Genomic DNA, 26,685 nt, shown 5'->3' with positions numbered 1-26,685 from the left:
CGACGACTGTGCGAAGCGACTCTTCGACTCCGGTGGCCTTCACACCGGATCACCCGAGGAAAATCTGCCCATGAGCGCTGTCGTGCCCCCAGAAAGACCCGAGAACCCCGAAAGGCCCGAGAACAGGGACGGGAGCGGCTCCGACGAGAGCCGGCCCGGCGCGCCGGACGAGACGTGGGCGGCCTTCCTGAGCGCGAGCGGCTCGGACGCGCGGCCCGCCCGGAAGGAACTGTCGGCGAAAGAGCGCCGGGCCAAGGCCCGAGAGGTGGCCGCGGCTCTTCCGGAGGGCTGGCGTACGGGACCGGCTTGGCAGGAGATCAACGGGACCCGGCGCCGCCGTCTGCCGGCCGTCGCCGGGCTCGTGGCCTGCGTGCTGATCACCGTGGCCTGCGTACGGCCCGGGCTGGTCCTGGACCACCTCCCCGGTCACACGCCGGCCGAAGCCGAAGCCGGGGAGGCGGTCGCCCCGTTGCCCGCCGAGACGGCCCTGCCCACCGGCGCCCCGGCCGAGTCGGACGAGCTGCGGCTGCCCACTCTCGCCCAGCCCTTCCGTGGCTCTCCCGCGCTGGCCTGGGCCGACGGCGCCGCCGGTATCGAGCTGCCGCCCGCGACGGCGACCGGGGGCCTCAGCCGGAGCGACGTGGAGCAAGCCCTCCGGAGAACCAAGGAGTATCTGACGGGGACCAGCCTGGACCCCGCCGTTCTGCGCGGCGCCGAACCGACCGCGGCCCTGGCCCTCGTCGACCCGGCGCAGAAGGACTTCACGGACCGGATACGGAAGGGGCTGCGCAAGCCCGATCCGTCGGACGACCCACTGAACGTGATCAGCCGCTTCGACCCCGCCGAGCTGCGTCCGGCGGGCGACGTGGTGAAGGTGCGCGGCCACATGACGTTCGCCGCCGCCGATGAGCCGGGCCAGGTACGGATCCACGCGGACTACACCTTCGTCTACCCGCTGATTCGCGCCGAGGGCGGTGACAGGACCGTGGCGCGCACCATCGTCCGGCGCGACCTGGACGTCGTGGTCGTCGACCCGGCCAAGTGGGTCGCCACGGAGGGGAAGATCAGCATCGGGAAGTACCACGCTGAGTTCTTCAACACCGAGTGCGGGGTGACCGACGGATGGTTCCACCCCGCCTTCCCCGACGGCCCGTCCACCGGCGAACCCGCCACGGGCCCCGCGTCGGACCCCTACGACCGCCACGCCCCGATCGCGGAACCGAAGGCGGACGACCCCGAGTGCGGGACGACCACCCGGTCGTGACGCACCACGTACCGCTGTGACCACGGGTGGCACCGGTGCACGGCGGTGCGCGGCGGTGCTCGGGTCGGTGAGGGCGGCCCGATGGGGACCGGGGGCCCGTGCGGCCGGCAGCGGGACGATCCGTGTTCGTACGGCTCCGATCCGCGGGGCGGCCCGTCGCGGTGCGGCGTCACGCCGCTTCGTACCGGTGGGCCCGGCCGCCGCGCCACTCGACCCACATCGGGTTGTCGAGTATCCGGTCGGGGTCGTCCAGCCCGGCTTCGGCCAGGAAGACGATCACGTCCTGGTCCGAATGGGCGAGCCCCAGTATCTCGTCGCGGCCCTCGTAGTGAACGGTCACGCGACGGCCTCCGGAGGGGGTCGGCCGGTGTATGACGATCGGTGGAGTTGCCATGCGCCCAGCGTGCGACGGGATGCGCCCCGTCGCATCCGGCGCGGGGCTGCCGGTGACTCCCCGCGGTTCCGGCCCCCCGGGGACGACGAATGCCCCCAGGTCTCACCTGGGGGCATCCGGGCGCGACGGCCTCGCCTCAGCCCGCCGACTCGCCCGCGTGGGGGCTCAGGACACCCGCGCTGACCAGCACGAAGAGGACGATGCCGAGGGCGATCCGGTAGTAGACGAACGGCATGAAGCTCTTGGACGAGATGAACTTCATGAACCAGGCGATGACCACGTAGCCGACCACGAAAGCGACCAGGGTCGCGAAGATCGTCGGACCCCAGGAGACGTGGCCCTCACCCGCGTCCTTGAGCTCGAAGACACCGGAGGCCAGGACGGCGGGGATGGCCAGCAGGAAGGAGTAGCGGGCCGCGGCCTCACGGGTGTAGCCCATCAGCAGACCACCACTGATGGTGGCGCCCGAGCGGGAGACGCCCGGGATCAGCGCCATCGCCTGGCAGAGCCCATAGATCAGGCCGTCCCGCACGCCCAGGTCCTGGAGCGACTTGCGCTCCTTGGCGGCGCGGTGCCTGCCGCCGGCCTCGTCGCGGGCCGCGAGCCGGTCCGCGATGCCGAGGACGATGCCCATGACGATCAGGGTCGTCGCGATCAGGCGGAGATCGCGGAAGGGGCCCTCGATCTGGTCCTTGAAGGCCACCCCCAGGACACCGATCGGGATCGAGCCGACGATGACCAGCCAGCCCATCTGGGCGTCGTGGTTGCCGCGCATCTCGCGCTTGTAGAGCGACTGGAACCAGGACGAGATGATGCGGACGATGTCCTTGCGGAAGTAGATGATCACCGCCGCTTCCGTGCCGATCTGGGTGATGGCGGTGAACGCCGCACCAGGGTCGTGCCAGCCCGCGAAAGCGGCGGTCAGCCGCAGATGGGCGCTGGAGGAGATCGGCAGGAACTCGGTCAGTCCCTGAACGAGGCCCAGGACGAATGATTCGAACCAGCTCATGGGGCTTAGGCCATCCCGGAGGTGATCAGGCTACGGCCGCACGACATGAGGACGTCGGCAGCGTGCGAATACGGTCAGAAAAGGACAAGGCGAAAGCCTCGGAGATCTTTTGTCGTCGGGCGCAGGGTATCGCTTGTGGGTGAACGCCTTGACTCCTGCCCCCGCCCCGGAGCCTGCTCCACGTCCGGGCATGCCCTTCCCCCGCTCTGCCGCCGGAGCGGCCCCGCGGGCTCAGGTGGTGTCCGGCTGATCATGGCCGGGGTCGCGACGCCCGGAACGGCACCTAGGCGGCCTTGCCGAACCGATGGCGTTTGCGCCAGGCGACCAGCGCGCCTCCGACGGCCGACAGCACGATGAAGCCCGTCGCGACGAGGAACGCGGGGGACGTCGGCGAGGCGGCCTCGCTGCCCGCGACGACGTAGGCGGCCGTGTTGGGGATGGAACCGAGCCCGGTCGCCAGCAGGAACGGCGCGTAACGCATGCGGGAGGTGGCCGCGCAGTAGTTGGCGGCGGCGAACGGCACGCCCGGGAAGAGCCGGAGCGCCAGCATGGAACGGAAACCGTGCCGGCTCAGCAGACCGTCCGCCGCCTTCAGCCAGCGCCCGCGCACCAGGGTGCGCAGCGCGTCCTGCCCCAGCACCCGGCCGAGCAGGAAGGAGACACCGGCCCCGAGAACCGTGCCCGCGAGGGCCGCGGCCAGACCTGCCTGGGTGCCGAAGAGCGCTCCCGCCGCCAGGTTGAGGAGGGGGCGGGGCGCGAAGGCCACGGTGCAGACGCCGTACGCCAGCCCGAACAGGAGGACCGCCGTGCCGCCCGTCAGCTGGGACGGCCAGCCGGAGGAGAGCATCCGCTGTGGATCGAACAGCAGCATGCTCGACGCGGCGGCGGCCAGCACCACCACGAGCAGGGAGAACCGGGACCAGGGGGACAGCAGCGCCTTCGAACAGCGCAGGGCCGGACCGTTGCGGGGACGGGCCGCGGGGACGGGTTCGAACATTTGGGGAGAGTAACGGAAAGAGACATGTGATCGCCGTAATGCACGCGTGATGATCTGACGGTCCGACAGCAGGGGCCGGTCCCGCCCCGGAAAACCGGTCGACGCGCACCGTGCCGACCGGACATCATCCAGGACATGTCCCGGTACGCCTTCCTCGCAGCGCCGTCCGCAGTCGCGGACGCGCCGAAGGCTGCCGCGAACACCGCCGTGGCGTTCCCCGCCGCGGCATCCCCCGCGACCGCGTGCGCCGCGGCGGCATTCCTGGCGGCGGCTGTCTCCGCCTCCGCCGCACCGGCGCCGCTCGGCGGCGCCCGAAGCTGACCCTCCTCCGACTGTCCGGCGGACCCCGCGAGGGGAGGGTCGGACGGGCTCAGGGGTCCCCTCTCACGGCTTCGAAACCAAGGAACGAGCCATGCCCAAGACGGCATTCGTCCGCACCAAGCCCCACCTCAACATCGGGACCATGGGCCACGTCGACCACGGAAAGACGACGCTCACCGCCGCCATCACCAAGGTGCTCAGCGCGCGGCCGGGCGCCTCCACCCCGTACGTCGCGTTCGACCGTATCGACCGCGCCCCCGAGGAGAGCCGACGCGGCATCACCATCAACCTCGCGCACGTCGAGTACGAGACCGACACCCGGCACTACGCCCACGTCGACATGCCCGGCCACGCCGACTACATCAAAAATATGGTTACCGGAGCGGCTCAGCTCGACGGGGCGATCCTCGTCGTCTCCGCCCTGGACGGCGTCATGCCGCAGACCGCCGAGCACGTGCTGCTGGCCCGTCAGGTCGGTGTGGACCACATCGTCGTCGCCCTCAACAAGTCGGACATCGCCGACCCCGAGCTGGCCGAACTGGTCGAGCTGGAGGTGCGCGACCTGCTCTCCGCCCACGGGTACGGGGGCGACTCGGTCCCCGTCGTCCAGGTCTCCGGTCTCCGGGCGCTGGAGGGCGACCCGCGCTGGACGGCGGCGATCGAAGGGCTGCTCGACGCGGTGGACACGTACGTGCCGATGCCGGTGCGCTACACCGACGCGCCCTTCCTGCTCCCGGTGGAGAACGTCCTCACCATCACCGGACGCGGCACCGTCGTCACCGGTGCGGTCGAGCGCGGCACCGTACGCATCGGCGACCGGGTCCACGTGCTCGGCGCCGACACCGAGACGGTGGTCACCGGCCTGGAGACCTTCGGCAGGCCGATGGAGTCCGCGCAGGCCGGGGACAACGTCGCCCTCCTGCTGCGCGGAGTGGAGCGCGACCGGGTACGGCGGGGCCACGTCGTGGCCGCGCCGGGCAGCACCACCCCGACACGTCGTTTCACCGCCCAGGTCTACGTGCTGTCCGCCCGCGAGGGCGGCCGTACCACCCCGGTCGCCACCGGCTACCGGCCGCAGTTCTACATCCGTACCGCGGACGTGGTCGGTGACGTGGACCTGGGAACGGCCGGGGTCGCGCGCCCGGGGGAGACGGTCACCATGACCGTGGAGCTCGGCCGGGACGTCCCGCTGGAGGCCGGGCTCGGCTTCGCGATCCGCGAGGGCGGTCGCACCGTCGGCGCCGGTACCGTCACCGCGCTGCTCTGAGCCGCGACCGGCGCGAAGGCCGTGGCGGAGCGCGGGCCGCGGCGGCCGGGCGGCTTCCCCACCCGGGGCCCGCCTTCCCCGTCCGGGGCCCGTCTCCCCACCCGGGGAGGCGGGCCCGCCGGGATCCGCGTCCCGCCGCCTCCCGGCGGACGCCGCACCCCGCGGGACGCCTCACAATGGGGGAGTGAACGAGCCGATACCCGTCATCCGCGATGTCGACTGCGGCACCGCCCGCCTGCTGCCCGACGTGGACCGGGACCGCGCGTGGCTGCTCACGGTCGACGGGGCCCCGCAGTCCTACGTGGACCTGGACGACCCCGCGTACCTGGAGTTCGAGTACGTCCAGCGGCTCGCGCACGTGCTGGACACCGCCGCGGCCCCCGGCGAACCGCTCGACGTCCTGCACCTGGGCGGCGGGGCGCTGACCCTGCCGCGCTACACCGCCGCCACCCGGCCCGGCTCCCGGCAACGGGTCGCCGAGGCCGACCGGGGACTGCTGGAGCTGGTGAGCGAGCTGCTGCCGCTGCCGGACGACAGCGGGATCACCGTGCACGCGGAGGACGCCCGGGAGCTGCTGGAGCGGACCGCGCCGGGCTCGGTCGACGTGCTGATCGCGGACGTCTTCGGCGGGTCGCGCGTTCCGGCCCACCTCACGTCCGTCGAGTACGCGCGGGCCGCCGCCCGGGTGCTGCGTACGGACGGGATCTACGCCGCCAATCTCGCCGACAGCGCGCCCTTCGGCTTCCTCCGCTCCCAGCTCGCCGGCTTCGCCGCCGTCTTCCCCGAGCTCGCGGTCGTCGCCGAACCCGCCGTGCTGCGCGGACGGCGCTTCGGGAACGTCGTACTGCTGGCCGCGCACGCAGCGCTGGACACCGCCGCGCTCACCCGCCGCTGCGCCGGCGACGCGTTCCCGGCCCGGGTCGAACACGGACCGGCGCTCACCCGCCTGATCGGGCGGGCAAAACCGGTCGGCGACGCCGACGCGGTCGCCTCACCCGAGCCGCCCGAGGGCGCCTTCAGCATCGGCTGAGGAACCCGCCGTCACGGCGGCACCGGCGGCCGGGACCGCGAGGGAGCCCTCGGACTCGGAGCCGCCGGCCGCGACGGGCCCGGTGTGCTCGCGCCGGGTCATGTTCCGTACGTCCGGTACGAGCAGGACCAGCGCGGTCATGAGGACCACCAGCGCGGCGCACCCCCAGAGCGCCGTGCCCCGCCCCACGAGGCCCTCGACCGGACCGGCCACCGCGGTGGCGAGCGGCAGCATCGCCACCGAGCCGAACCAGTCGTAGGCGGAGACCCGCGAGAGCTTCTCCTCCGGGATCTCCTGGTGCATCGTCGTCATCCAGGACACCCCGAACACCTCTATGGCGACGCCGCTCACGAACATCACGGCACAGAGCCCCGCCACCGGCAGCGGTACGGCGAGCGCCGCCGACGGGAGGGCCAGCGGGAAGACGCCGAGCGTGCCCGCGAGCAGCAGCCGCCGGGGCTTCCACCGGGACATCAGCAGCGCCCCGCCGAGCGTGCCCACACCGAAGGTGGCGAGGGCGGTTCCCCAGGGACCCGGACCCCCGAACTCGTCGCGGGCGACCAGCGGGCCGTAGACCGACTCGGCGGCGCCGACGACCGCCACCACCACCGAGAACTGCGCCACGATCGACCAGAGCCAGGGGCGGCCGATGAACTCCTGCCACCCCTCGCGCATGTCGGAGAGGAGACCGCCGCCCGGTTCGCGGGCGGGGATGTGGCTCACGTCGAGGAAGGCGCGGAGCGCACCGGCGACCGCGAAGCCCACCGCGTCCACGGCCAGTACCCACCCGGGATTCATCGCGGAGGCCATCACGCCGCCGAGGGCGGCCCCGCCGATGCCCGCACCCTGGGTCGACATGCGGAAGAAGGAGAAGGCGCGGGCGGACTGCTCCGGAGTGACCGAGGACATCAGCATGCCCTCGGCGGCCGGGTTGAAGAAGGCCTGTCCGGTACCGCAGAGCGCGGTGAGCACCATCATCTGCCAGAGCTCGGCGGTGCCGGTCAGCACGAGCAGGGCGAAGGCGGCCTGGGAGACGCAGTTGAGCGCGTTGGCCGCGACCATCACCCGGTGGCGCGGCATCCGGTCCGCGACGGCCCCGCCGATCAGGATGAAGACCACCAGCGGCAGGGTCCGGGCGGCGGCCACGAGTCCGATGTCCCCACCGTCCCCGCCCTGCTGGAGCACCGCGAACGAGGTGGCGATGAGGGCGCTGCTGCTGCCCACGCCCGTGATGATGGCGGCGCTGGTCAGCAGGGTGTAATTGCGGCCGGCCCACTCGGGGCGGCGCCGCTTCGCGGGGGAAGGAGCGGGGGTTGTCACCCAGGGACTAAACACGCAGGTGCCCCGCGTTGCCAAATGGATATGTTCCCGGGCGGGGTCGGAGCGCCACTTCGTCCGGTTCGTTCCGGGCCTCCGCCGCCGGGCACCGAGGTGTCCGGCGGCGGAAACGTGCGTGTGGCGCTCTCCGGGATCAGGAGCTGACGTCCACCAGCCGGACGGTGCTCAGGATCTTGTCGATGGTGGTGTCGGGCAGCTCGTCGTCCACACCGGTGGCGCCGAAGAGGACCCAGCTCGCGTACGCCCCGTCGCTGTTCTTGAAGCTGAAGACGACCGACTTCCCGTCCGTGTCGCACTTGTGCTTGTTCGCCAGACCGAGCGCGGTGGCCCTGGCGACGCTCCCGGTCAGCCCGGACGTGGTGGTGTACGGCTCCGGGGTGCCGACCTTGATCTTGTCCACGGGGTCGGTCTGCGCGTAGCCCGCCCAGACCCACTGCTCCGCGGTCTTCGTCGCCGCCTCGTCGGTCGACTTGGCGCCCTGCGCGCCCTTGCTGCCGACACCGGCGAGGCTGGTGTCCTCCTTGTACCCGTCCTTGTCGGAGTCGTCCACGCACCACTTGGTCTTGAGGTACGCGGGCGCGGTGAAGACGGCGGCGGGCGTGCCCGTCGGGTCCTTGGCGTCCTCGAACCCGGCGCTCAAGCCGGCGGACGACACCTCCCAGTCACCCGGTACCTCGAACCGCGTCCCCCACTTGGGGTTGGTGACCACCTTCCACCCGGGCACGGTCGGCTTCGGATCGTCGTCGCCGCTCCGCGGATTGGCGGGCGTGGAGGTCTCGGCGGACGGCTTTACCGGGGCGGACGACGAAGGCTTGTCGTCGGCCACGTCCTTGCCGCCGTGCTGGTCGTCCTTCTTCATCACCACGACGCCGGTGACGACCGCCGTCACCACCACCGCGGCTGCCGCGACCACGGCGACCACGGCGGTCTTCCGCTTGTCGTCGGGCCGCTGAGGCCCGACGGGCGGCGGCTGCACGGTGTAGGCCGGGACGGTCGGCTGCTGGTACGGGTTCGGCTGCGGCGGACCGGCGTTCGGCCCGCCCTGCGGATAGCCGTAGCCGGGCTGCTGGCCCTGCGGGTAGCCGTAGCCGGGCTGCTGCCCCTGGTGCCCCGACTGTCCCTGTTGTCCCGGCTGACCACTCGGGTAGCCCGGCTGCTGATACGGATTCGGCTGCTGGTACCCCGGCTGCTGGTACGGATTCTGGTTCGGGTCCTGCGGGTTCTGCTCGCCCCCGGGCGGCTGCTGTCCTGGCCACATGGCCAGTAACCATAGAGGGACGCGGAGTCGGCGGCCATGGCCGCCCCCACGAGGGGATGGCCAAGCGCATCTACCCGTGAGTAACATCCTGGCCATGAGCGCTGCAGAAGAGAAGAACCTCGGCGACATGCTCGCCGCGACGGTGCCGATGGTCCGCACCCTCGACCTCGAATTCCTGGAGACCGGGGCGGAGCGCGCCGTGCTGCGCCTGCCCGACCAGGCCGACTACCACAACCACCTCGGCGGACCGCACGCCGGAGCGATGTTCACGCTCGCCGAGTCCGCCAGCGGCGCGATCGTGATGGCGGCCTTCGGCGACCAGCTCCACCGCGCCGTGCCGCTCGCCGTCCGGGCCGAGATCGGCTACCGCAAGCTGGCCATGGGTGAGGTCACCGCGACCGCCACCCTGGGCCGTCCCGCCGCCGAAGTAGTGGCCGAGCTGGACGAGGGCAAGCGGCCCGAGTTCCCCGTCACGATCGAGATCACCCGCGCCGACGGAGCGGTCACCGGTGAGATGACGGTGATCTGGACGCTCCGTCCGCACGGCTGATCCGCCCCGCCGTCCGCACGGCTGATCCGCTCCGCCGTCCGCGCGGCCCCGCGCGGGAGCTCCGCCGCCGGGAGCGGCCGTTCCCGAGGGGGCCGCGCCCGGTAGGCTGGTGCACTGTGCCTTGCCGCCGCACGGGCGGTCGGCTGGGGGAACACCTGCTCGGGAGGAACGGCGTTGCACGTCCAGGAGTGGCTCGAAACCATCCCCGCGCTCAGCATCTACCTTCTGGTGGCGGGCGTCATCGGTCTGGAGAGCCTGGGCATCCCGCTGCCCGGCGAGATCGTCCTCGTCAGCGCGGCCCTGCTCGCGTCCCAGCACGGCGACATCAACCCGTACGTCCTGGGCGCCTGCGCCACCGCGGGGGCGGTCGTCGGCGACTCGATCGGCTACGCGATCGGCAGGAAGGGCGGGCGCCCGCTGCTGGCCTGGCTGGAGGGGAAGTTCCCCAAGCACTTCGGCGCCGCCCAGGTGGGCATGGCGGAGCGCTCGTTCGAGAAGTGGGGCATGTGGGCGGTCTTCTTCGGCCGCTTCGTGGCCCTGCTGCGCATCTTCGCGGGACCGCTCGCCGGTGTGCTGCACATGCCGTACTGGAAGTTCCTGATCGCCAACGTGCTCGGCGGGATCGTCTGGGCGGGCGGCACCACCGCCGTCATCTACACGGTGGGCGTGGTGGCCGAGGCGTGGCTGAAGCGCTTCTCCTGGCTCGGGCTCCTGGTCGCGGTACTCATCGGCCTGACGTCGATGCTGGTGCTGAAGAACCGTGCGAAGAAGGCGGCCGCCCGGTCCGACGAAACCCCGGCCCCGGCCGCCGTGGCGGACTGAGGGCAGAAGGAGCCGGACCGGCCCGCCGGTTCGAGCCAGGGGTGTCCGGCCCCGGTTCAGCGGTGCCGGCTCAGCCCGCGTGGGCCTCGCGGTGGGCCTTGGCCAGCTCCACGTAACCGACCGCGTTGAACGTGATCCCCTCCAGCTCCTCCGCGGTGACCGGCCGCTTGACCCGCGCGGGTACGCCCGCCACGAGGGAGCCCGGCGGCACCCGCATGCCCTGGGGGACGAGGGCCTGCGCGGCGACCAGTGATCCGGCCCCGATGTGGGCGCCGTTGAGCACGGTCGCACCCATGCCGATCAGCACGTCGTCCTCGATCACACAGCCGTGCAGTACGGCGTTGTGCCCCACGGACACCCGGTCTCCGACCGTGAGCGGGAAGCCCGGGTCGGTGTGGACGCTGCAGTTGTCCTGGATGTTGCTGTCCGCCCCCAGCGAGATGGGGCCGCAGTCCGCCCGCAGCACCGCTTGGTACCAGACGCTCGAACCCGGTGCGAGGGTGACCTCGCCGATCACGACGGCGGTCGGCGCCACGAAGGCGTCCGCGTCGACCGACGGCTCCTTGCCGCCCACGCCCGTGATCAACGGCTGCTCCGCCATGGTCCGCTCCTTCGTCCGACGGTGATGTCCGGGGGAACCGTAGGCGACGCCGCCTCACCCGCCGAAGATCGACGCCGAACATTGGGGTGAACATCACAGAGCGGAGCGCCGGGGGCGGTGGGCCGGAGGGCTACCGTGAGCGGGTGCCGAAGAGCAAACGCATGTTCCCCTTCCTCTCCCGCTGGTGGCGCCACGCCGCCTCCCGCGCGGTCCACCGCGGCCGGGCCTGGGTGGGGGAGCACGGTGCGGTGACCGCCGAGCACCCCGGCCCGCTGCGCTTCGGCCGGATCGGTCCCGGGACACGGCTGGCGTTCCCTCAGGGCACGGTCTTCGGCGAGCCGTGGATCCGCCTCGGGGACCACTGCGTCATAGCCGAGCAGGTGACGCTCACCGCGGGGATGATGCCCGGTCTGGAGCTGGGCCCCGACCCCATCCTGACCCTGGGCGACGGGGTCGTGCTCGGCCGGGGCAGTCACGTCATCGCCGACACCACGGTGACCATCGGCTCGAACACGTACTGCGGTCCGTACGTCTACATCACCTCCACGAACCACAGCTACGACGACCCGGACCAGCCGGTCGGCAGACAGTGGCCGCGCATGGAACCGGTGGTGATAGGCCCCGGCTGCTGGATCGGTACGGGAGCCGTGGTGCTGCCCGGCGCCCGGCTCGGCCGCAACGTCGTGGTGGCGGCGGGCGCGATCGTACGGGGAGAGGTCCCGGACCACTCCGTCGTGGCGGGCGCCCCGGCCCGGGTGGTGCGGAGCTACGACCCGGAACGCGGCTGGCAGCCGCCGCTGCGTACCCCCGCTCCCGTGCCGATTCCCGAGGGCGTCACGCCCGCGCAGCTGCTGGACTTCGCCGCCGCGGAGGGCGGCGCGCCTCCGGCGTGAATCCCGCCCGGCCCACCCGTCGGGCCGGAGTCACCCCGAGGCCAGCAGTACCGTGCCCATCAGGGCGAGACCCGCGCCGGCCGCCTGGATGCCGCGGAGCCGTTCCTTGAGGACCCCGCGCGCGGCCAGAGCGGTCACCACCGGATAGAGCGAGGCCAGCACCGCCGCCACCGTCACCGACCCGTGCCGCGCGGCCGTGGCGTACGTACCGTTCGCCGCGACGTCCGCGAGCCCGACGAAGGCCAGCGCGGGCAGCGCCCCGAGGATCACCGCCCCGCCGCCCTCCTCGGGCAGGGCCCGGCCGCCACGGCGTACCGACACCCCCAGCGCCGCACCGCCGACCAGGACGTTGGTGACGCGCTGGACGAACAGGGCCAGGAACAGGCCCCTCGTGCTGGTCGAAGCCTCCGCGACCAGGGACATGACGGCCCCGAAACCGAAGGCGGCCACCAGCGTCAGGAGCACCGCCCGGCGGCGCACCGGCGCCCCGCGCAGTTCGGGCCCGCCCGCGAGGACGACGCCCGCCACGGCGATGACGACCCCGGCCAGCTGGGCCGGACCCGGCCGCTCACCGGCGAGCAGGCCGAGGGAGACCGGTACCGCGACGCCGAGCGATCCGAGCGGGGAGACCACGCTCATCGGGCCGAGAGCGAGCGCCTTGTAGAAGCAGAGCATCGCCACCGGGCCGACCGTGCCCGCCGCCACCGCGAACCAGAGCCGGCCGCCGGCCTCGCTCCACGCACCGGTCGCCACCACCGTGACGCCCAGCACCACCACGGCGATCGCCTGGGAGACGACGACCACCGTGAGTGCCGGGATTCTGCGGGTCAGCAGCCCGCCGCCGAAGTCGGCGAGCCCCCACAGCAGGCTGGTGGCCAGGGCGAAAAGTGCTGACAAGACAGGCCTCGCAGTACAGTGCGGCGAACGGTTGGGGCAGGGGTGCACCACACCGTAGTTCATTATTTTGTACTTCGCCATCAAGGATATTGGACTGAATGTGTCTGATCTCGATCAGTTGACCCAGTCGCTGGCACGGAACCTCAAGCACTGGCGGGGGGAGCGGGGCTTCACCCTGGACGCTCTCGCCGCCCGCGCCGGTGTCAGCCGAGGCATGATCATCCAGATCGAGCAGGCCCGGACCAATCCGAGCGTCGGCACCACCGTGAAGCTCGCCGACGCGCTCGGCGTCAGCATCACCACCCTCCTCGACTACGAACAGGGCCCGCAGGTCCGCCTGGTCGCCCCCGAGCAGGCGGTACGCCTCTGGTCGACCAAAGCGGGCAGTTCGACCACCCTGCTCGTCGGCGCCGAGGCGGGAGGGCCGTTCGAACTCTGGTCCTGGCACCTGGAACCGGGTGACGGCAGCGCCTCCGACCCGCACCCGGAGGGAACCGTCGAGCTCCTCCACGTCACGGCCGGTGAACTGACCCTGGTCGTCGGCGGCGAGCCCCACACCGTCCCCGCCGGCACCTCCGCGACCTTCCAGGCGCACGTCTCCCACGGCTACCGCAACGAGGGCACGGAGCCGGTCGAGCTGACCATGGCGGTCCGGATCCCGCCGGTCCGCTGAAACCGGCAACATCCCGCGTGTGGCCTGCTGTTAGCGTTGATCCATGCGCGCACCCATCGGAAACTTCGACGACGACGCCGCCGCTCCCGCGGCCGACCGCACCGACCTGCTCACCGAGCCGGTCGCCGCGGCGGTGACCCGGGGCTGGGGCGGCTTCGCCGCCGAGCAGATCCTGCACGTGGACACGGACCCGGACCTCGCCGACACCGCCGTCTTCGTCGAGCACTACGGCGCCGGTCTCCTCGACGAGTCCGCCAACTGCGTGGTCGTCGCGGGCAAGCGCGGCACCGACGTCACCCTGGCCGCCTGCGTCGTACTCTCCCGGACCCGCGTCGACGTCAACGGCGCGGTGCGCAAGCACCTCGGCGCGCGCAAGGCGTCCTTCGCCCCGATGGACGTCGCGGTCGGCGAGAGCGGCATGGAGTACGGCGGGATCACGCCCATCGGCCTTCCGGCCGCCTGGCCGCTGCTGATCGACCCGGCGGTGGTGGACGAGGAGTGGGTCCTCATCGGCAGCGGCAGCCGCCGCGGCAAGCTCATCGTTCCCGGCAAGTCCCTCGCGGCCCTCCCCGGCGCGGTGGTGGTGGAGGGGCTGGGCGTCTGAGGGACGGGGCACCGGCATCCCCGGCGCCCGGGTCCCCGGCATGGGCGCTGCCGGTCGGAGCGGCATCGGCCGGAGTGGCGTCGGTCGGAGTGGCGTCGGGCGGAGTGGCGTCGGGCGGAGCGCTGCCGGACGGAGCGGTGTCCCCGGCGCGTGTGCGGCGGGCGCCCGCGTACGTCCCGTCCGTGAACCGGCCCACCGCGAAGTCCACCGCCTCCCGCACCGGCACCAGGATGCAGGCGGCCTCGCCCACCCGGCCGGTGCGGACGGTCCCCGGGCCCACCGACCGCGCGAACTCCGCGCCCAGCGCGGCGAAGTCCGAGTCGTCGAGCGCCACGTCCTCGTACTCCCACCACCGCCTCCCGCCGGCGCCGCCCACCACGCAGCGGTAGCGGCGTACGGGTGGCTCGGGGACGCGGTACTCGGCGAGGTGGAAAGCGCTGAACGTGCCGAAACCCGTGCCGAGCAGCAAGGCCTGCGCGCCCGCGTCGTACAGACGGGCCAGCGGTGAGTCCTCGCCCAGATGGCAGTCGGCGCGGTGGCCCCGCGTCAGCCGCGCGGCGGCCGGACCGAGCGCGGCGAAGGAGGTCTGCGGGTGACCGCTGCGCCTCGCGCCGGGGGCCCGCCGGACCGCCTCGGCGAGCCGGCCCATCGCCGGGGCGGGCGTGGTGGCCGGATCGAAGGCCGGCATGTCCGCCCGGAACCGGGCGCGTTCCGGTTCCGTGAGCCCGGCCACCCGGGCCAGATGGGCGCGCGAGGTGTCGGAGTTCTCCTGCGTGAACGCGGGGACGACCAGCGTCCCCGCCGGTCCCAGCGCCCCCCGCACCCCCGCGACCACGGCCGCCGCGCCACGGTCCGGAGGGCGTACCGCGCGCAGCGAGGCGTGCACGATGAGCGTCGCGCCGGGACGTACGCCCAGGGTGAGCAGCTCGGCGGCCAGCCGCGCCGGGTACGACACCGTCTCCACAGCCGGTCATTCTCCGCCGCGCCCCCGGCCGACGGAAGGGCGCGACCACCAACGGCAGGTTCAGTCGCCAACTGATCGAACCGGGGCGAACCAGGTCAGTGCAGGGACGGAATTTCGATCGCGGGGCAACGGTCCATGACCATGTCGAGACCGGCCTCACGCGTCCGTGCGTACGCGTCCTCGTCGATCACGCCCAGCTGGAACCAGACGGCCTTCGCCCCGATCGCCACGGCCTCGTCCGCCACGGCGCCGGCCTGCGCGCCGTTGACGAAGACGTCCACCACGTCCACCGGGAACGGGATGTCCGCGAGCGAGGCGTACCCCTGCTCGCCGTGCACCGTCTCGGCCTTCGGGTGGACCGGGACGACGCGCTTGCCGAAGCGCTGGAGGACCCCGGCGACGCCGTAGGCCGCGCGCGAGGTGTTGGTGGAGAGGCCGACCACGGCCCAGGTGTCGCCGGAATCCCGGAGAATCCGCCGGATCGTCTCATCGTCTGCGTACATGTCACCGACAACCCGGGCGGCGGCCCCGCCATTCCCGTACGAAAATCGACCCGCCGGGCACCACCTAGGGTGGAGACATGCAGGAGCAGTACCGGACAGTTGCCCGAGCGGGCGTGCACGAGACCGAGATCAACCGGTCGCGTTTCCTCTGCGCGCTCGCCCCCGCCGCCACCGAACAGGAGGCGCAGGACTTCGTCGCACGCGTCCGCAAGGAGCACCCCACCGCCAGCCACAACTGCTACGCCTACGTGGTCGGCGCGGACGCCTCCGTCCAGAAGGCCAGCGACGACGGCGAACCCGGCGGGACCGCCGGGGTGCCGATGCTGCAGATGCTGATGCGCCGCGAGGTCCGGTACGCCGTGGCCGTGGTGACCCGGTACTACGGCGGGGTGAAGCTCGGCGCCGGTGGCCTGATCCGGGCGTACGGGGGAGTGGTCGGCGAGGCGCTGGACGAGCTCGGCACCCTCACCCGGCAGCGCTACCGGCTGGCCACCGTCACGGTCGACCACCAGCGGGCGGGCAAGCTGGAGAACGACATGAGGGCCACCGGAACCGCCGTGCGCGAGGTGCGGTACGCGGAGGCGGTCACCCTGGAGATCGGCCTGCCCGACGCGGACGTGGCCGGATTCCGGGCCTGGCTCGCCGACGCCACGGCGGGCTCCGCGACGCTCGAACTCGGCGGCGAGGCGTACGGGGACGTGTGACCGCACGGCCCGCGCCGCTGCGGGGCTTCCTGCCCACGGCGGAGGTCCGGCGAGGAACGGTGCGGTCCCGCCGGGAGGTCCGGCGAGGAACGGTGCGGTCCCGCCGGGAGGCCCGGCGAGGTTTTGGTGGGTCCCACCGGGAGGCCCGGCGAGTGTCCGGTGAGGATCGCCACCCCACGGCGATGCGGGAACCGGGGCCCGGCGGCATTAGCGTGGAGTCCGCACGGCCGCGCCGGGACCGCTGACGGCCCCGAGCCGCGGGTCCGCGCACGCAGCAGGAGACCGGGACGGCCCGGACAGGGCGCGAGGCCGTTGCCGGCCACGGGGCGGAGGACCAGGAACATGCGGATCACAGCGGGTGGAGCGACGTCTTGAGACTGCTGCACACCTCCGACTGGCACCTGGGCCGGTCCTTCCACCGCGTCGCCCTGCTCGACGCCCAGGCCGCCTACCTCGACCACCTCGTCGCCACCGTCCGCGACCGCGAGGTGGACGCCGTCCTCGTCGCCGGCGACGTCTACGACCGTGCCGTGCCGCCGCTCGCCGCCGTCGAACTCTTCGACACCGCCCTGCACCGGCTCGCCGCCCTCGGGGTGCCCACCGTCATGATCTCCGGCAACCACGACTCGGCCCGCCGGCTCGGGGTCGGCGCCGGACTCATCGACCGGGCCGGTATCCACCTGCGTACCGACCCCGCCGGGTGCGGCACCCCCGTGCTGCTCGCCGACGCCCACGGCGACGTCGCCTGCTACGGGCTCCCCTACCTCGAACCGGCCCTCGTGAAGGACTCCCTCGGGGCCGGGAAGGCGGCGCACGAGTCCGTACTCTCCGCCGCCATGGACCGGGTCCGCGCCGACCTCGCCGGACGAGCGCCGGGCACCCGTTCCGTGGTGCTCGCCCACGCCTTCGTCGCGGGCGGCGAGCCCAGCGACAGCGAGCGCGACATCACCGTCGGCGGAGTCGCCGCCGTCCCCGCGGGCGTCTTCGACGGCGTCGACTACGTGGCCCTCGGCCACCTGCACGGCAGCCAGCGGGTCAGCGAGCGGGTCCGGTACTCCGGCTCCCCGCTCGCGTACTCCTTCTCCGAGGCGGACCACCGCAAGACCATGTGGCTGATCGACCTGGACGCGGACGGAACGGTCACCGGCGAACGCGTCGACTGCCCCGTACCCCGGCCGCTCGCCCGGCTCCGCGGCCGTCTCGACGCACTCCTGGAGGACCCCGCCCTGGAGCGGCACCGGGACTCCTGGATCGAGGCAACCCTCACCGACCCCACCCGCCCCGCCGACCCCATGGCGCGGCTCGCGACACGTTTCCCGCACACCCTCAGCCTCGTCTTCGACCCCGAACGCGACCCCGAGGATCCGCTCGCCTCGTACGCGCAGCGCCTCAAGGGCCGCGACGACCACCAGATCGCGGAGGACTTCGTGGCGCACGTGCGCGGCGGCAGCGGCCCGGACGAGACGGAACGCACCGTGCTGCGCGCCGCCTTCGACGACGTGCGCGTGGACGACGTGGTCCGCGAGGTGTCCCGATGAGGCTCCACCGGCTCGTCCTCACCGCCTTCGGCCCCTTCGGCACCACCACCGAGGTCGACTTCGACGCACTCTCCTCGGCCGGCCTCTTCCTGCTGCACGGCCCCACCGGTGCGGGCAAGACCTCGGTGCTCGACGCGGTCTGCTACGCCCTGTACGGAGCCGTCCCCGGCGCACGCCAGAGCCCCGGCACCTCGCTCCGCAGCGACCACGCCGACCCCGCCACCCCCACCGAAGTCCTGCTGGAGCTGACCGCGGGCGGCCGGCGCCTGGAGATCACCCGCTCCCCGGCCCAGACCCGCCCCAAGAAGAAGGGCGACGGCTACACCACCGAGAAGGCCCAGAGCCGGCTGCGCGCCTACGACCCCGAGAAGGGCTGGGGGGCCCTCAGCAAGTCGCACCAGGAGATCGGCGAGGAGATCACCCAGCTCCTCGGCATGAGCCGCGACCAGTTCTGCCAGGTGGTGCTGCTCCCGCAGGGCGACTTCGCACGGTTCCTGCGGGCCGACGCCGAGGCTCGGGGCAAGCTGCTCGGCCGGCTCTTCGACACCCGGCGCTTCGCCGCCGTCGAGGAACGCCTCGCCGAACTGCGCCGCACGGCCGAGTCCCGCGTGAGGGCCGGGGACGAGCGCGTCCTCGCCACCGCCCAGCGGCTGGCACAGGCGGCGGGCCCCGCCGCAGAGACGCCCCTGCCGACCGCCCAGCCCGGCGAACCCGGCCTCGCCGAAGGTGTGTTGGGGTGGGCGGCGATCGCGCGCTCCGGTACGCGGGAGCGGCTGGAGATCGCCCGCCTCGCGGCGGACGCCGCGGAGGAGCGCCGGACGGCGGCCCGGGGCGCGCTGGACGAAGAACGCGAACTCGCCCGTCTCCAGCAGCGTTTCGCGGAGACCGGGCGGCGTGCGTCGGCCCTGGAGGACGGCCGCGCCGAGCGGGACCGTTGCGAGGAGCGCCTGGCACGGGCCCGTAAGGCGGAGTTGACCGTCCCCGCCCTCGAACTGCGGGACGCGGCCGAGCGCGAGGCCGCCGCGGCGAGTGCCGCCCGCGACCGTTTCCGTACGCGGCTGCCCGCCGAACTCGCCGACGCCGGAGCCGGGCAGCTCGCCGAGCTGGAACGCCGCTACCGCCAGGAGCTGGGCGGCCTCGACGCCGCCCGTCGCGCCGAGGCGCGCAGCGCCGCCATCGACGCCGAACGCGCCCTGCTCGACGGCGAGTCGGCACAGGACGACGAGACCATTCTCGAAGCGGACGCCTGGCTGGCCGGCTGGGAGGACACCCGGACGGCCCTGATCGCCGAGGTCGAGGCGGCGCAGGAGGCCGCGACCCGGACCGAACAGCTCGCCTCCCGGCTCGCCTCCGCCCGGGGCCGGCTGGACGCGGCCCGGCGTCGCGACGCGCTCGCCCGTGAAATCGAGGGCGCCCGGGTGGAGTCGACCGCCGTCCGGGAGGGCGCGCTCGCCGCCCACGAACGGTGGCTCGGCCTGCGGGAGCGCCGACTGCGCGACATCGCCGCCGAGTTGGCCGCCGGACTCGCCGCCGGGGAGCCGTGCGCGGTCTGCGGCTCGGCCGAGCACCCGGACCCCGCCCGAGCGGGCGACGGACACGTGGACCGCGCCACCGAGGAAGCCGCCCTCACCGCCCACCGCGCCGCCGAACAGGCCAAGGCCCGGGCCGACCGGGCGCTCGGACTCCTTTCGGAGCGCCACACCATCGCGCGGGCCGAGGCGGCCGGGGGTGCTGCGACGGGGGCCACGATTGATGACCCCTCGGTCGCCGAACTGGGCGCCCACGTCGACGAATTGACCCGCGAGCACGCCGATGCCCACCGGCTCGCCGCCGGTACGCACCGGGCGCGCGAGACCCTCGCCGCCGCCGAGCGGGAACACCAGGACCGGCTGGACCAGCGCCGCCACGCCGAACGGCGGGCGGCCGTGCGGGTCTCGCGGCGGGAGGACCTCGACCGGGAGCAGGCAGCCCTGGAAGCCGAACTCTCCGGCGTGCGCGAAGTGACCGGTACCATCGCGGACCACGCCGACCGGCTCGCCCGGCGCGCCGACCTGCTCGCCGAAGCCGCCGACGCCGTACGGACCGAGGAGGGCGCGGCCGAACGGCGGAAGGAAGCCGACGGGCGCCTGGCCGACGCTGCCTTCCGCGCCGGGTTCGACACCCCGCAGGCGGCCGTCGCCACCCTGCTCGACCGTTCCGCACAGCGGCAGTTGCAGAACCGGATCGACGTCTGGCAGGCCGAGGCGGCCACCGTCGCCGACCGGCTGGGGGAGCAGGACGCGCGCGATGCCGCGGCACGCCCCGCCGCGTCGCCGGACCGGGCGCGCGAGACGTACGACCGCGCCGAGGCCCTGCTCCGCGACGCCTCCGCGGCGCACTCCGCCGCCCAGGAGCGCCGCACCGAACTGGACCGCCTCTCCCGCGAGGTCACCCGGGAGGTGCGCGTCCTGGGCCCGCTCCGCGCGGAGTACGAACGGGTCGCCCGCCTTGCCGCGCTCACCGCCGGCACCTCCGCCGACAACGAACGCAAGATGCGGCTGGAGTCCTACGTACTCGCCGCCCGCCTGGAGCAGGTGGCGGCCGCCGCCACCGTCCGGCTCCAGCGGATGTCCGCCGGCCGCTACACCCTGGTCCACTCCGACGCCCGCACAGGAGGACGCCGGGCCGGACTGGGGCTGCACGTCGTCGACGCCTGGACGGGCCGGGAACGGGACACCGCGACCCTCTCCGGAGGCGAGACCTTCTTCGCCTCCCTCGCCCTCGCACTGGGCCTCGCCGACGTGGTGACCGACGAGGCGGGCGGAACACGGCTGGACACCCTGTTCATCGACGAGGGCTTCGGCAGCCTGGACGAGCAGACCCTCGACGAGGTGCTGGACGTCCTGGACGCGCTCCGCGAGCGGGACCGCAGCGTCGGCATCGTCAGCCACGTGGCCGACCTGCGACGCCGCGTCCCCGCCCAGCTGGAAGTCGTGAAGGGCCGGCAGGGATCGACGGTCCGGCACCGGCTCGGCTGACCTGGGACGTCCTCGGCCGCGCCGTCGCTCAACCGTCGTCGGCGGGCCGTCGACCTGGTCTAGGGGCACCGCGGACGCGGTCCCGACCTCCGCGAGTACGCCTGGTCGTCGCCCGCGGGAGAGGCCCGTCGGAGCGGCGCACCGGGCGGGCCCGCCCAGGGAAACGCCTCAGCGCTCGATCGGGCGACGGGGGAGCGGGGAGGAGTACACCACGCTCGTGGTCACCGAACCCAGGCCGCTGATGCGCCCCGTCACCTCCTCCAGATGACGCATCGAACGCGCGGTCACCTTCAGTACGAAGCAGTCGTCCCCGGTGGTGTGGTGCGCCTCGACGATCTCCGGCGTGGTGGCGAGGAGGTCGTGGAACGGCTTGTAGTTGCCGGTCGGGTAGCGCAGCCGTACGAAGGCGAGGATCGGCAGGCCGAGGCGCTCCGGCTCGACCACCGCGCTGTACCCACTGATCACACCGAGCTCTTCCAGCCGTCGCACCCGTTCGGTCACCGCGCTCGGCGACATGGCCACGGCCCGGGCGAGTTCGGCGAAGCTGGCCCGGCCGTCGCGCTGCAGGGCATCGAGAATGCGCCAGTCGGTGGCGTCCGGTGAATAGTTGGTCATGAGTCCAGACAACAGGGGAATCCCCGGCAGATCAAGGAGAGTGGCATGGATCATGCCTTCTGGTGGGCGTGCGGCCCGCCTAGATTTGGGCCCATGAACACGACCTCGCCCCGCACCGTACAGCCCGCCGCGGCCACTTCCGGCCACCCGGTTCTGCGGGTGCCGCCCGCCCCACCGGCCGCCGCCGCTGCCTACTTCGCCGCCTCGCTGGCCTTCCACGCCGATGTCTCCGACGTCGCCGCGGCCCTGGACCTCGACGCCGGCCCGGGCATCACCGTCCTGGACAGCCGCTCCACGGCCTCCTGGGACCAGGGGCACATCCCGGGCGCCGTGCACCTGCCCACCGCGCTGATACCGGAGCAGGCCGCCCGACTCCTCGACCCGGCCGTCCCCGTCGTCACCTACTGCTGGGGGCCGGGCTGCGACGGAGCGACGAGGGCGGCCCTCGCGCTCGCCCGACTCGGCTACCAGGTCAAGGAGATGCGGGGAGGATTCGAGTACTGGGTACGCGAGGGTTTCGCCTTCGAGACCGCACGCGGAACCGAACAGCACGCCCCCGACCCGCTCACCGCGCCGGTGGCGGACGAGGACTGCGGCTGCTGAATCCGCCTCCCGCCGGGCGTACGGGGCCCCGGCGGCGGGCGTACGGGGTCCCGGCGGCCTGCCTCACGCGGTGACGAGCGCCTCCAGCAAAGGCCTCGCGCCGACACCGGAAGGGAGTCCGCTCACCTGACCGTCGCCCACCTCGACCACCCGCCACACACCGTCCTCGCGCAACGCCAGGTCGGTGGTCACCAGCCGGCAGCCGAGGCGGCGCACCGCCTCCTCCACCGGGCCCAGCTCGGGGACGGGCCGGTCGCCCGGGGTGTCCGGATGGGCGGTCACCATGACGGGCGCTCCGTCGACCCACCACACCCGCGCCTCGCCGCCCGGGACGAACCGCTCGTAGGCGCGTACCACCACTCCACCCGCGAGGAAGTCGCCCTGGAGAGCGACCAGCCGTCCCACGACCGCGGAGAGCACCTCGGAGTCCCTCAACTCGGGCACGAAGCATGCCTCGTGCCATTCGTGCTTCCGGGACTTCACGAAGTCCTTGACGATCCCGGGGCCTTGGCCGAGCGGTCGCGCGAGGGCGGACCAGAACGCGCCGTCCTCCGGTACGGGAGCCGTGGCGGCGAACGGGTGCCAGACACTGCGCGGTGTCAGCCCGTCGAACACGGCGTACCAGCCCGGAAGTTCATGGGCCGTCCGGTACGCCGCCGCGTCCGTGAGCAGTGAGGCCCCCCGGTCCGCGAGAGCCCGCTCCAGCCCGGCGTACCGCCGTGCGGGGATCATCCAGCCCCGGTACCAGTACGGACCCGAGCCGCGTGGCACCCGGGCGACGGCTTCCGCCGCGTCGCCCGCGAGCAGGGCGTCGTGGTCGAGGAGCGCGGTGGCGGCGCCCATCTCCCGTACCGTTGCCGCCTCTTCGGCGAAAGCCGGGTCGGGGCGGCTGGGGCGCAGCGGGTCGGCGCAGAGGAGGAAGCCTGGCATCGATGGTGCCTTCGGTCGAGGTGCGGGGTCCGGGGTGGTACGAGGAGCTGCTCCGGTGGGGTCCTCCGGCACCTCTGGCGCGGAAGATCCTTTGAGGCGTCGGCCGGACGGCGTTGCCGCCGCCCGGCCGACGCCGGTGCACCGGTCGAGGCCCCGTGGCCGAGGTGCCGCGCCGACGGGGCCACCGGTCGGGGTCCCGCGGCTGACACGCCGCGCCGACGGGACCGTCCGGGATCAGAGCTTGGAGAGCTCCTCGACCAGGTCGTCCAGGCCCAGCGACCCCTGCGAAAGGGCAGCCATGTGCCAGGCCTTGAGATCGAAGGAGTCTCCGTGGGCCGCGCGGGCGTTCTCCCGGCCCAGCAGCCAGGCGCGCTCGCCGAGCTTGTAGCCGATCGCCTGACCCGGCATGGAGAGGTAGCGGGTCAGCTCGCTCTCCACGAAGTCCGCCGGGCGGCCACTGTGGGCGCCGAAGAACTCCTGCGCCAGTTCCGGGGTCCACCGCTCACCCGGGTGGAACGGCGAATCCGCCGGAATCTCCAGCTCCAGGTGCATGCCGATGTCCACGATGACCCGGCAGGCGCGCATCATCTGCGCGTCCAGGTAACCGAGCCGCCGTTCGGCGTCCGGCAGGAAGCCGAGCTCGTCCATGAGCCGCTCCGCGTACAGCGCCCAGCCCTCGGCATTGGCGCTGACCTGGCCGACCGACGCCTGGTAGCGGGAGAGTGAAGAGGCGACATGGGTCCACTGGGCGATCTGGAGGTGGTGACCGGGCACGCCCTCGTGGTACCAGGTGGACACCAGGTCGTAGACGGGGAAGCGGGTTTCGCCCATCGTCGGCAGCCAGGTGCGGCCCGGACGGGAGAAGTCCTCGGAGGGGCCGGTGTAGTAGGGGGCGGCGGCACCTCCGGGCGGGGCGATCCGCGACTCCACCTTCCGTACCCGCTCGGCGAGTTCGAAGTGCGTGCCGTCGAGAGCCTCGATGGCCTCGTCCATCAGGCCCTGGAGCCACTTCTGGACCTCGTCCACGCCCTCGATGTGCTTGCCGTGGACGTCGAGGTGGGCGAGCGCCTCCCAAGGACCCGCCCCGGGAAGGATCTTCGCCGCCTCGGTCTTCATCTCGGCCAGCAGCCGGTGGTATTCGGACCAGCCGTACGCGTACGCCTCGTCCAGGTCCAGATCGGTACCGTTGAAATAACGCGACCAGCGGGCGTACCGCTCGCGGCCCACGGTGTCGGGCGAGCCCTCGATCGCGGGGGCGTACACCTCGTTCATCCAGGCGCGCAGGGCCACCAGCGCCTCGGTGGCCACCTGGGCGGCACCGTCCAGTTCCTCACGGAGGCCGTCGGGGCCGGGGGCGACGAAGTCCGCGAAGAATCCTGCGCCCTCACCGTCACCGCCCACCCAGGCCGTCAGCTGCTCGATGAACGTGGCGGTGGGACGGGGGCCGCCGTGGAGCTTCCGTTCGAGGCCGAGGGCGAGTGAGGCACGGTATCCGGCGAGCGCGTCCGGAACGGCGCGCAGCCGGTCGGCGACCACGGCCCAGTCCTCGTCCGTCTCGGTCGGCGTGACGGTGAAGATTTCCCGGACACTGTGGGCCGGGGAGTGCAGGTTGGAGACGGCCCGCAGATGCTCGTCGGCGTCGTGGACGGCGATCTCGGCGGTGAGGCGTTCACGCAACAGCCTGCCGCAGCGTCGTTCGGCGTCGCTGTCGGCGCCCGGAAGAAGCTCCGCCGCGTCCAGCTTCACCAGCGTGGCACGGGCGAGGTCGGCGATGGCCTGCTGGCCTTCGGGCGAGAAGTCGGGCAGGCTGCGGTGGCTTGCCGGGACGCCCAGATACGTACCGAGGATCGGGTCGAGATCGATGATTGCGTCGACGTAGGCGTCGGCGACCTGACGGGGCAGCGCGCTGCTCGAAGTGTCTGACATGCGGACATCCTCGTACGGGAACCGACTTCCCGTCACCCTGTTCCGCGCGGGACCGGAAGCGGGCCCCGGGCGCCGTGCGCGGAGCCACCTCGGAACGCAGCGGCTCCCTGCGGTGCGGGGTCTCCCGCGCCGCAGGGAGCGTCCGGGAATCGACTGTGCGATTGGCCGGATCAGTGCGGTGGTCGCCCTTCGGGCCGACGTCCAGGGGTACTCGGGGTCTTCGGGATCTCAGGGGTGTTCAGCGGTACCCGGGGTGTTCAGCGGCGCTCAGGGGTGTTCAGCGGTACCCGGGGGTGTTCAGCGGTACTCGGGGGGCTCCGCGGGGACGATGCCGTCCACCGCCATGGACGGGGACGTGACCGTGGTTGTGCGGCGGGGAGCCAACCGCGCCGTGATCACCAGAGTGCCTTCCTCGATCTGGTAGTCGAGGGGCAGTCCGAGCCCGCGCATTGCCGCGACCATGCCGGTGTTGTCGGCCTGGGTGACGGCATAGACGGAGTCGCAACCGGCCTCGGTGGCCAGACCGACCAGGCGGCTCAGCAACTCGGAGCCGACTCCGCGCCGCTGCCATTCGTCCTCGACGATGAGAGCGACCTCGGTCTCGTCACCGTCCCAGAGGAGGTGGCCGAGTGCGACGATCCGACCCGAGTCGGTCTGTACGGAGAGGGTGCGGCCGAAGCGCGGGCTGAGCAGGTGGTCGAGGTAGCGGTCCGCGTCCGCGACGGGGCCGTGGTACCGGAGCCCCAGAGTGCGCGGCGAGCAGCGGTCGTGCATCTCGCGTGCTGCGGCGAGGTCGCTCTGGTCCGCGCGGCGCACGGTGATCTCGGGACCCTCGGCGAGCGTGAGGATGTCCTCGTTGCGCGGGACGCGGGGGCCGAGGCGTGCGTCGAGCTCGACGAGAGCGCGGGCCCGGGCGAACTCGGTGGGCGTGAACGGCAGGTACGGGCGCTCCACCGTGATCACGCCGCCCGAGGGGTCGCGCAGGCGCATGACCGTCTCTTCCAGCACCCCTTCCACGGGAGTGCCCTCGCTGCCGGTGATCCGGCCGGTCACGGAGACCGCCGGCAACGAGTGGATGGTGCAGCGGCCCAGCAGCTGGCGGAGGGCGAGCGGGAGTTCCGCCGCGTCCAGCGCGGTACGCGTGGCCAGCCCCAGAACCCGCGTCGGGGTGTCCACCAGATCGTGGGCGTCGGCCCGCTCGATCCAGGTCGACGTCCCGCCGGCGGCGGAGACCTCCCGGGTCAGCTCGGAGGCGCTCAACGACGCGGGCGCGCGCAGCAGGAACTCGTCGACGGTGCCGTCCGCCAGCGGGTGCGTCTGGAGGGTCAGGATGTCGATCCGGAGACGGGCGAGCGCAATGCACAGCGCCGCAAGGCTTCCGGGCGTGTCCTGGACCGTCGTCCGCATCCGCCACAGCACCGTCGCGTCGAGGGCGGGCGAGGCCTCGAAGGACAGGTTCAGGCCGAGCTCGGCACCGTATCCGACGGCTGTTCCGCCGGATACGGAGTCCCCGCCCTCGGGCGGTGGGGCGTGGCTGTGCCTCCGTGCCCACCAGGTGTGGAAGGTGGCGGTGGCGGTCAGCGCCACCGCGGAGGCGGCGAGCAGATAGGGACCGTCGGGCTGGTGCCCGATGAGATTGGCTACGACGTCGGCCACCGCCACGGCGGTGAACAGGGCGGCGAGCTCGATCAGGTCCCGCCGCCAGTGGTGGGGGCGGCGGGCGGTCTTGGCGGATGTCACATCAGTCATGACTTCACTGTGACCGAGTGGTGTTGCCTGACCACGAACGCATTGTGACCGATGGGTTAAGTGTGGATCTAGTCGCCTTTCATCACTTTTCGGGCACACGTTGACCGGAATTGTCGGGCATGGGGGAGCATGAGGGCGGAGTCCGGTCCGCGCTCGGAGCGGGTGCTCTCCGGCTGCGGCGTGATTTTCATCCGCGTCCGATACGAGTCCCATACGGG

Annotated in this window: 26 protein-coding genes; 13 read left to right on the top strand and 13 right to left on the bottom strand. The window is 72.8% G+C overall.

All coding sequences use genetic code 11. The features are described from left to right. The first annotated feature begins 70 nt into the window (after nt 1–70). A complete protein-coding gene (locus tag ACWCWD_RS24530; protein WP_450775626.1) occupies nt 71–1,264 on the top strand; it encodes a hypothetical protein in 1,194 nt (397 codons plus the stop codon). A 169-nt stretch (nt 1,265–1,433) separates the two neighbouring features. Here the strand turns inward: ACWCWD_RS24530 and ACWCWD_RS24525 are convergent, their stop codons facing one another. The 3 genes from ACWCWD_RS24525 to ACWCWD_RS24515 all read right to left on the bottom strand — a co-directional run bounded on the left by ACWCWD_RS24525 (nt 1,434) and on the right by ACWCWD_RS24515 (nt 3,664). Further along, a complete protein-coding gene (locus ACWCWD_RS24525) occupies nt 1,434–1,658 on the bottom strand; it encodes a hypothetical protein (RefSeq protein WP_327174476.1) in 225 nt (74 codons plus the stop codon). Nucleotides 1,659–1,794: 136 nt separating this feature from the next. Further along, nucleotides 1,795–2,667 carry an undecaprenyl-diphosphate phosphatase gene (locus tag ACWCWD_RS24520; RefSeq protein WP_450775623.1) on the bottom strand — a complete coding sequence of 291 codons (873 nt, stop codon included), beginning with the start codon at nt 2,665–2,667 and terminating at the stop codon, nt 1,795–1,797. 283 nt (nt 2,668–2,950) lie between these two features. Then, the gene (locus ACWCWD_RS24515; RefSeq protein ID WP_450775621.1) at nt 2,951–3,664 is read right to left on the bottom strand and encodes a TVP38/TMEM64 family protein; all 714 of its coding nucleotides are present in this window, start codon (nt 3,662–3,664) and stop codon (nt 2,951–2,953) included. Between the two features lie 135 nt (nt 3,665–3,799). On the opposite strand from ACWCWD_RS24515, the gene ACWCWD_RS24510 reads away from it, so the two are divergent. The 3 genes from ACWCWD_RS24510 (at nt 3,800) to ACWCWD_RS24500 (ending at nt 6,282) form a co-directional block, all read left to right on the top strand. Continuing rightward, complete coding sequence (locus ACWCWD_RS24510; protein WP_450775619.1) at nt 3,800–3,985, top strand: hypothetical protein; 186 nt, start codon at nt 3,800–3,802, stop codon at nt 3,983–3,985. A gap of 91 nt (nt 3,986–4,076) precedes the next feature. Then, nucleotides 4,077–5,252, top strand: coding sequence for an elongation factor Tu (tuf, locus tag ACWCWD_RS24505; protein WP_450775617.1), 1,176 nt, complete (start codon nt 4,077–4,079; stop codon nt 5,250–5,252). 184 nt (nt 5,253–5,436) lie between these two features. Further along, complete coding sequence (locus tag ACWCWD_RS24500) at nt 5,437–6,282, top strand: spermidine synthase (protein WP_450775615.1); 846 nt, start codon at nt 5,437–5,439, stop codon at nt 6,280–6,282. On the opposite strand, the gene ACWCWD_RS24495 is transcribed toward ACWCWD_RS24500, so the two are convergent. Next, entirely contained in the window at nt 6,244–7,602 is a 1,359-nt protein-coding gene (locus ACWCWD_RS24495; protein WP_450775613.1) for an MFS transporter, read from the bottom strand. The genes ACWCWD_RS24500 and ACWCWD_RS24495 overlap by 39 nt on opposite strands. 151 nt (nt 7,603–7,753) lie before the next feature. Continuing rightward, nucleotides 7,754–8,878 (bottom strand): hypothetical protein, encoded by a 1,125-nt coding sequence (locus ACWCWD_RS24490; protein WP_450775611.1) that lies wholly within the window; start codon nt 8,876–8,878, stop codon nt 7,754–7,756. A gap of 94 nt (nt 8,879–8,972) precedes the next feature. On the opposite strand from ACWCWD_RS24490, the gene ACWCWD_RS24485 reads away from it, so the two are divergent. Together ACWCWD_RS24485 and ACWCWD_RS24480 are read left to right on the top strand one after the other, a co-directional pair. Continuing rightward, nucleotides 8,973–9,428 carry a DUF4442 domain-containing protein gene (locus ACWCWD_RS24485; protein ID WP_450775609.1) on the top strand — a complete coding sequence of 152 codons (456 nt, stop codon included), beginning with the start codon at nt 8,973–8,975 and terminating at the stop codon, nt 9,426–9,428. 174 nt (nt 9,429–9,602) lie between these two features. Next, nucleotides 9,603–10,250, top strand: coding sequence for a DedA family protein (locus ACWCWD_RS24480; RefSeq protein WP_450775607.1), 648 nt, complete (start codon nt 9,603–9,605; stop codon nt 10,248–10,250). A 70-nt stretch (nt 10,251–10,320) separates the two neighbouring features. Here the strand turns inward: ACWCWD_RS24480 and ACWCWD_RS24475 are convergent, their stop codons facing one another. Then, nucleotides 10,321–10,851: a gamma carbonic anhydrase family protein gene (locus ACWCWD_RS24475; protein WP_450775605.1), complete on the bottom strand. Its 531-nt coding sequence runs from the start codon at nt 10,849–10,851 to the stop codon at nt 10,321–10,323. Between the two features lie 161 nt (nt 10,852–11,012). On the opposite strand from ACWCWD_RS24475, the gene ACWCWD_RS24470 reads away from it, so the two are divergent. Continuing rightward, nucleotides 11,013–11,744, top strand: a complete 732-nt coding sequence (locus ACWCWD_RS24470; protein ID WP_450775792.1) for an acyltransferase — start codon at nt 11,013–11,015, stop codon at nt 11,742–11,744. Nucleotides 11,745–11,774: 30 nt separating this feature from the next. Here ACWCWD_RS24470 and ACWCWD_RS24465 read toward each other — a convergent pair whose 3' ends face one another. Next, a complete protein-coding gene (locus ACWCWD_RS24465; RefSeq protein ID WP_450775603.1) occupies nt 11,775–12,641 on the bottom strand; it encodes an EamA family transporter in 867 nt (288 codons plus the stop codon). A 100-nt stretch (nt 12,642–12,741) separates the two neighbouring features. Between ACWCWD_RS24465 and ACWCWD_RS24460 the strand changes: the two genes are divergently transcribed. Together ACWCWD_RS24460 and ACWCWD_RS24455 are read left to right on the top strand one after the other, a co-directional pair. After that, nucleotides 12,742–13,314: a helix-turn-helix domain-containing protein gene (locus ACWCWD_RS24460; protein WP_450775601.1), complete on the top strand. Its 573-nt coding sequence runs from the start codon at nt 12,742–12,744 to the stop codon at nt 13,312–13,314. A gap of 43 nt (nt 13,315–13,357) precedes the next feature. Next, entirely contained in the window at nt 13,358–13,918 is a 561-nt protein-coding gene (locus ACWCWD_RS24455; protein WP_450775599.1) for a YbaK/EbsC family protein, read from the top strand. Here ACWCWD_RS24455 and ACWCWD_RS24450 read toward each other — a convergent pair. Together ACWCWD_RS24450 and ACWCWD_RS24445 are read right to left on the bottom strand one after the other, a co-directional pair. Continuing rightward, entirely contained in the window at nt 13,851–14,882 is a 1,032-nt protein-coding gene (locus ACWCWD_RS24450) for an aminoglycoside N(3)-acetyltransferase (protein ID WP_450775597.1), read from the bottom strand. The two genes, ACWCWD_RS24455 and ACWCWD_RS24450, sit on opposite strands and share 68 nt — an antisense overlap. A gap of 95 nt (nt 14,883–14,977) precedes the next feature. Then, nucleotides 14,978–15,385 carry a CoA-binding protein gene (locus ACWCWD_RS24445; RefSeq protein ID WP_450775595.1) on the bottom strand — a complete coding sequence of 136 codons (408 nt, stop codon included), beginning with the start codon at nt 15,383–15,385 and terminating at the stop codon, nt 14,978–14,980. Between the two features lie 77 nt (nt 15,386–15,462). On the opposite strand from ACWCWD_RS24445, the gene ACWCWD_RS24440 reads away from it, so the two are divergent. From ACWCWD_RS24440 to ACWCWD_RS24430, 3 genes are all read left to right on the top strand, one after another. After that, a complete protein-coding gene (locus ACWCWD_RS24440) occupies nt 15,463–16,089 on the top strand; it encodes a YigZ family protein (RefSeq protein WP_450775593.1) in 627 nt (208 codons plus the stop codon). A 371-nt stretch (nt 16,090–16,460) separates the two neighbouring features. Further along, the gene (locus ACWCWD_RS24435) at nt 16,461–17,627 is read left to right on the top strand and encodes an exonuclease SbcCD subunit D (protein ID WP_450775591.1); all 1,167 of its coding nucleotides are present in this window, start codon (nt 16,461–16,463) and stop codon (nt 17,625–17,627) included. Next, the gene (locus ACWCWD_RS24430) at nt 17,624–20,644 is read left to right on the top strand and encodes an AAA family ATPase (protein WP_450775589.1); all 3,021 of its coding nucleotides are present in this window, start codon (nt 17,624–17,626) and stop codon (nt 20,642–20,644) included. The genes ACWCWD_RS24435 and ACWCWD_RS24430 overlap by 4 nt, the downstream gene beginning before the upstream one ends. A gap of 168 nt (nt 20,645–20,812) precedes the next feature. On the opposite strand, the gene ACWCWD_RS24425 is transcribed toward ACWCWD_RS24430, so the two are convergent. After that, nucleotides 20,813–21,259, bottom strand: a complete 447-nt coding sequence (locus tag ACWCWD_RS24425; protein WP_450775587.1) for an Lrp/AsnC family transcriptional regulator — start codon at nt 21,257–21,259, stop codon at nt 20,813–20,815. A 93-nt stretch (nt 21,260–21,352) separates the two neighbouring features. Between ACWCWD_RS24425 and ACWCWD_RS24420 the strand changes: the two genes are divergently transcribed. Beyond that, a complete protein-coding gene (locus ACWCWD_RS24420; protein WP_450775585.1) occupies nt 21,353–21,862 on the top strand; it encodes a rhodanese-like domain-containing protein in 510 nt (169 codons plus the stop codon). A 63-nt stretch (nt 21,863–21,925) separates the two neighbouring features. On the opposite strand, the gene ACWCWD_RS24415 is transcribed toward ACWCWD_RS24420, so the two are convergent. The 3 genes from ACWCWD_RS24415 to ACWCWD_RS24405 form a co-directional block, all read right to left on the bottom strand. Then, nucleotides 21,926–22,792: an ATP-grasp domain-containing protein gene (locus tag ACWCWD_RS24415; protein WP_450775583.1), complete on the bottom strand. Its 867-nt coding sequence runs from the start codon at nt 22,790–22,792 to the stop codon at nt 21,926–21,928. 234 nt (nt 22,793–23,026) lie between these two features. After that, nucleotides 23,027–24,718 (bottom strand): DUF885 domain-containing protein, encoded by a 1,692-nt coding sequence (locus tag ACWCWD_RS24410; protein ID WP_450775581.1) that lies wholly within the window; start codon nt 24,716–24,718, stop codon nt 23,027–23,029. A 297-nt stretch (nt 24,719–25,015) separates the two neighbouring features. Next, nucleotides 25,016–26,458 (bottom strand): GNAT family N-acetyltransferase, encoded by a 1,443-nt coding sequence (locus ACWCWD_RS24405; protein ID WP_450775790.1) that lies wholly within the window; start codon nt 26,456–26,458, stop codon nt 25,016–25,018. Between the last annotated feature and the right edge of the window lie 227 nt (nt 26,459–26,685).

The organism is Streptomyces sp. NPDC001493 (assembly GCF_053597235.1).
This window is presented reverse-complemented; position numbering and strand designations above follow the sequence as displayed.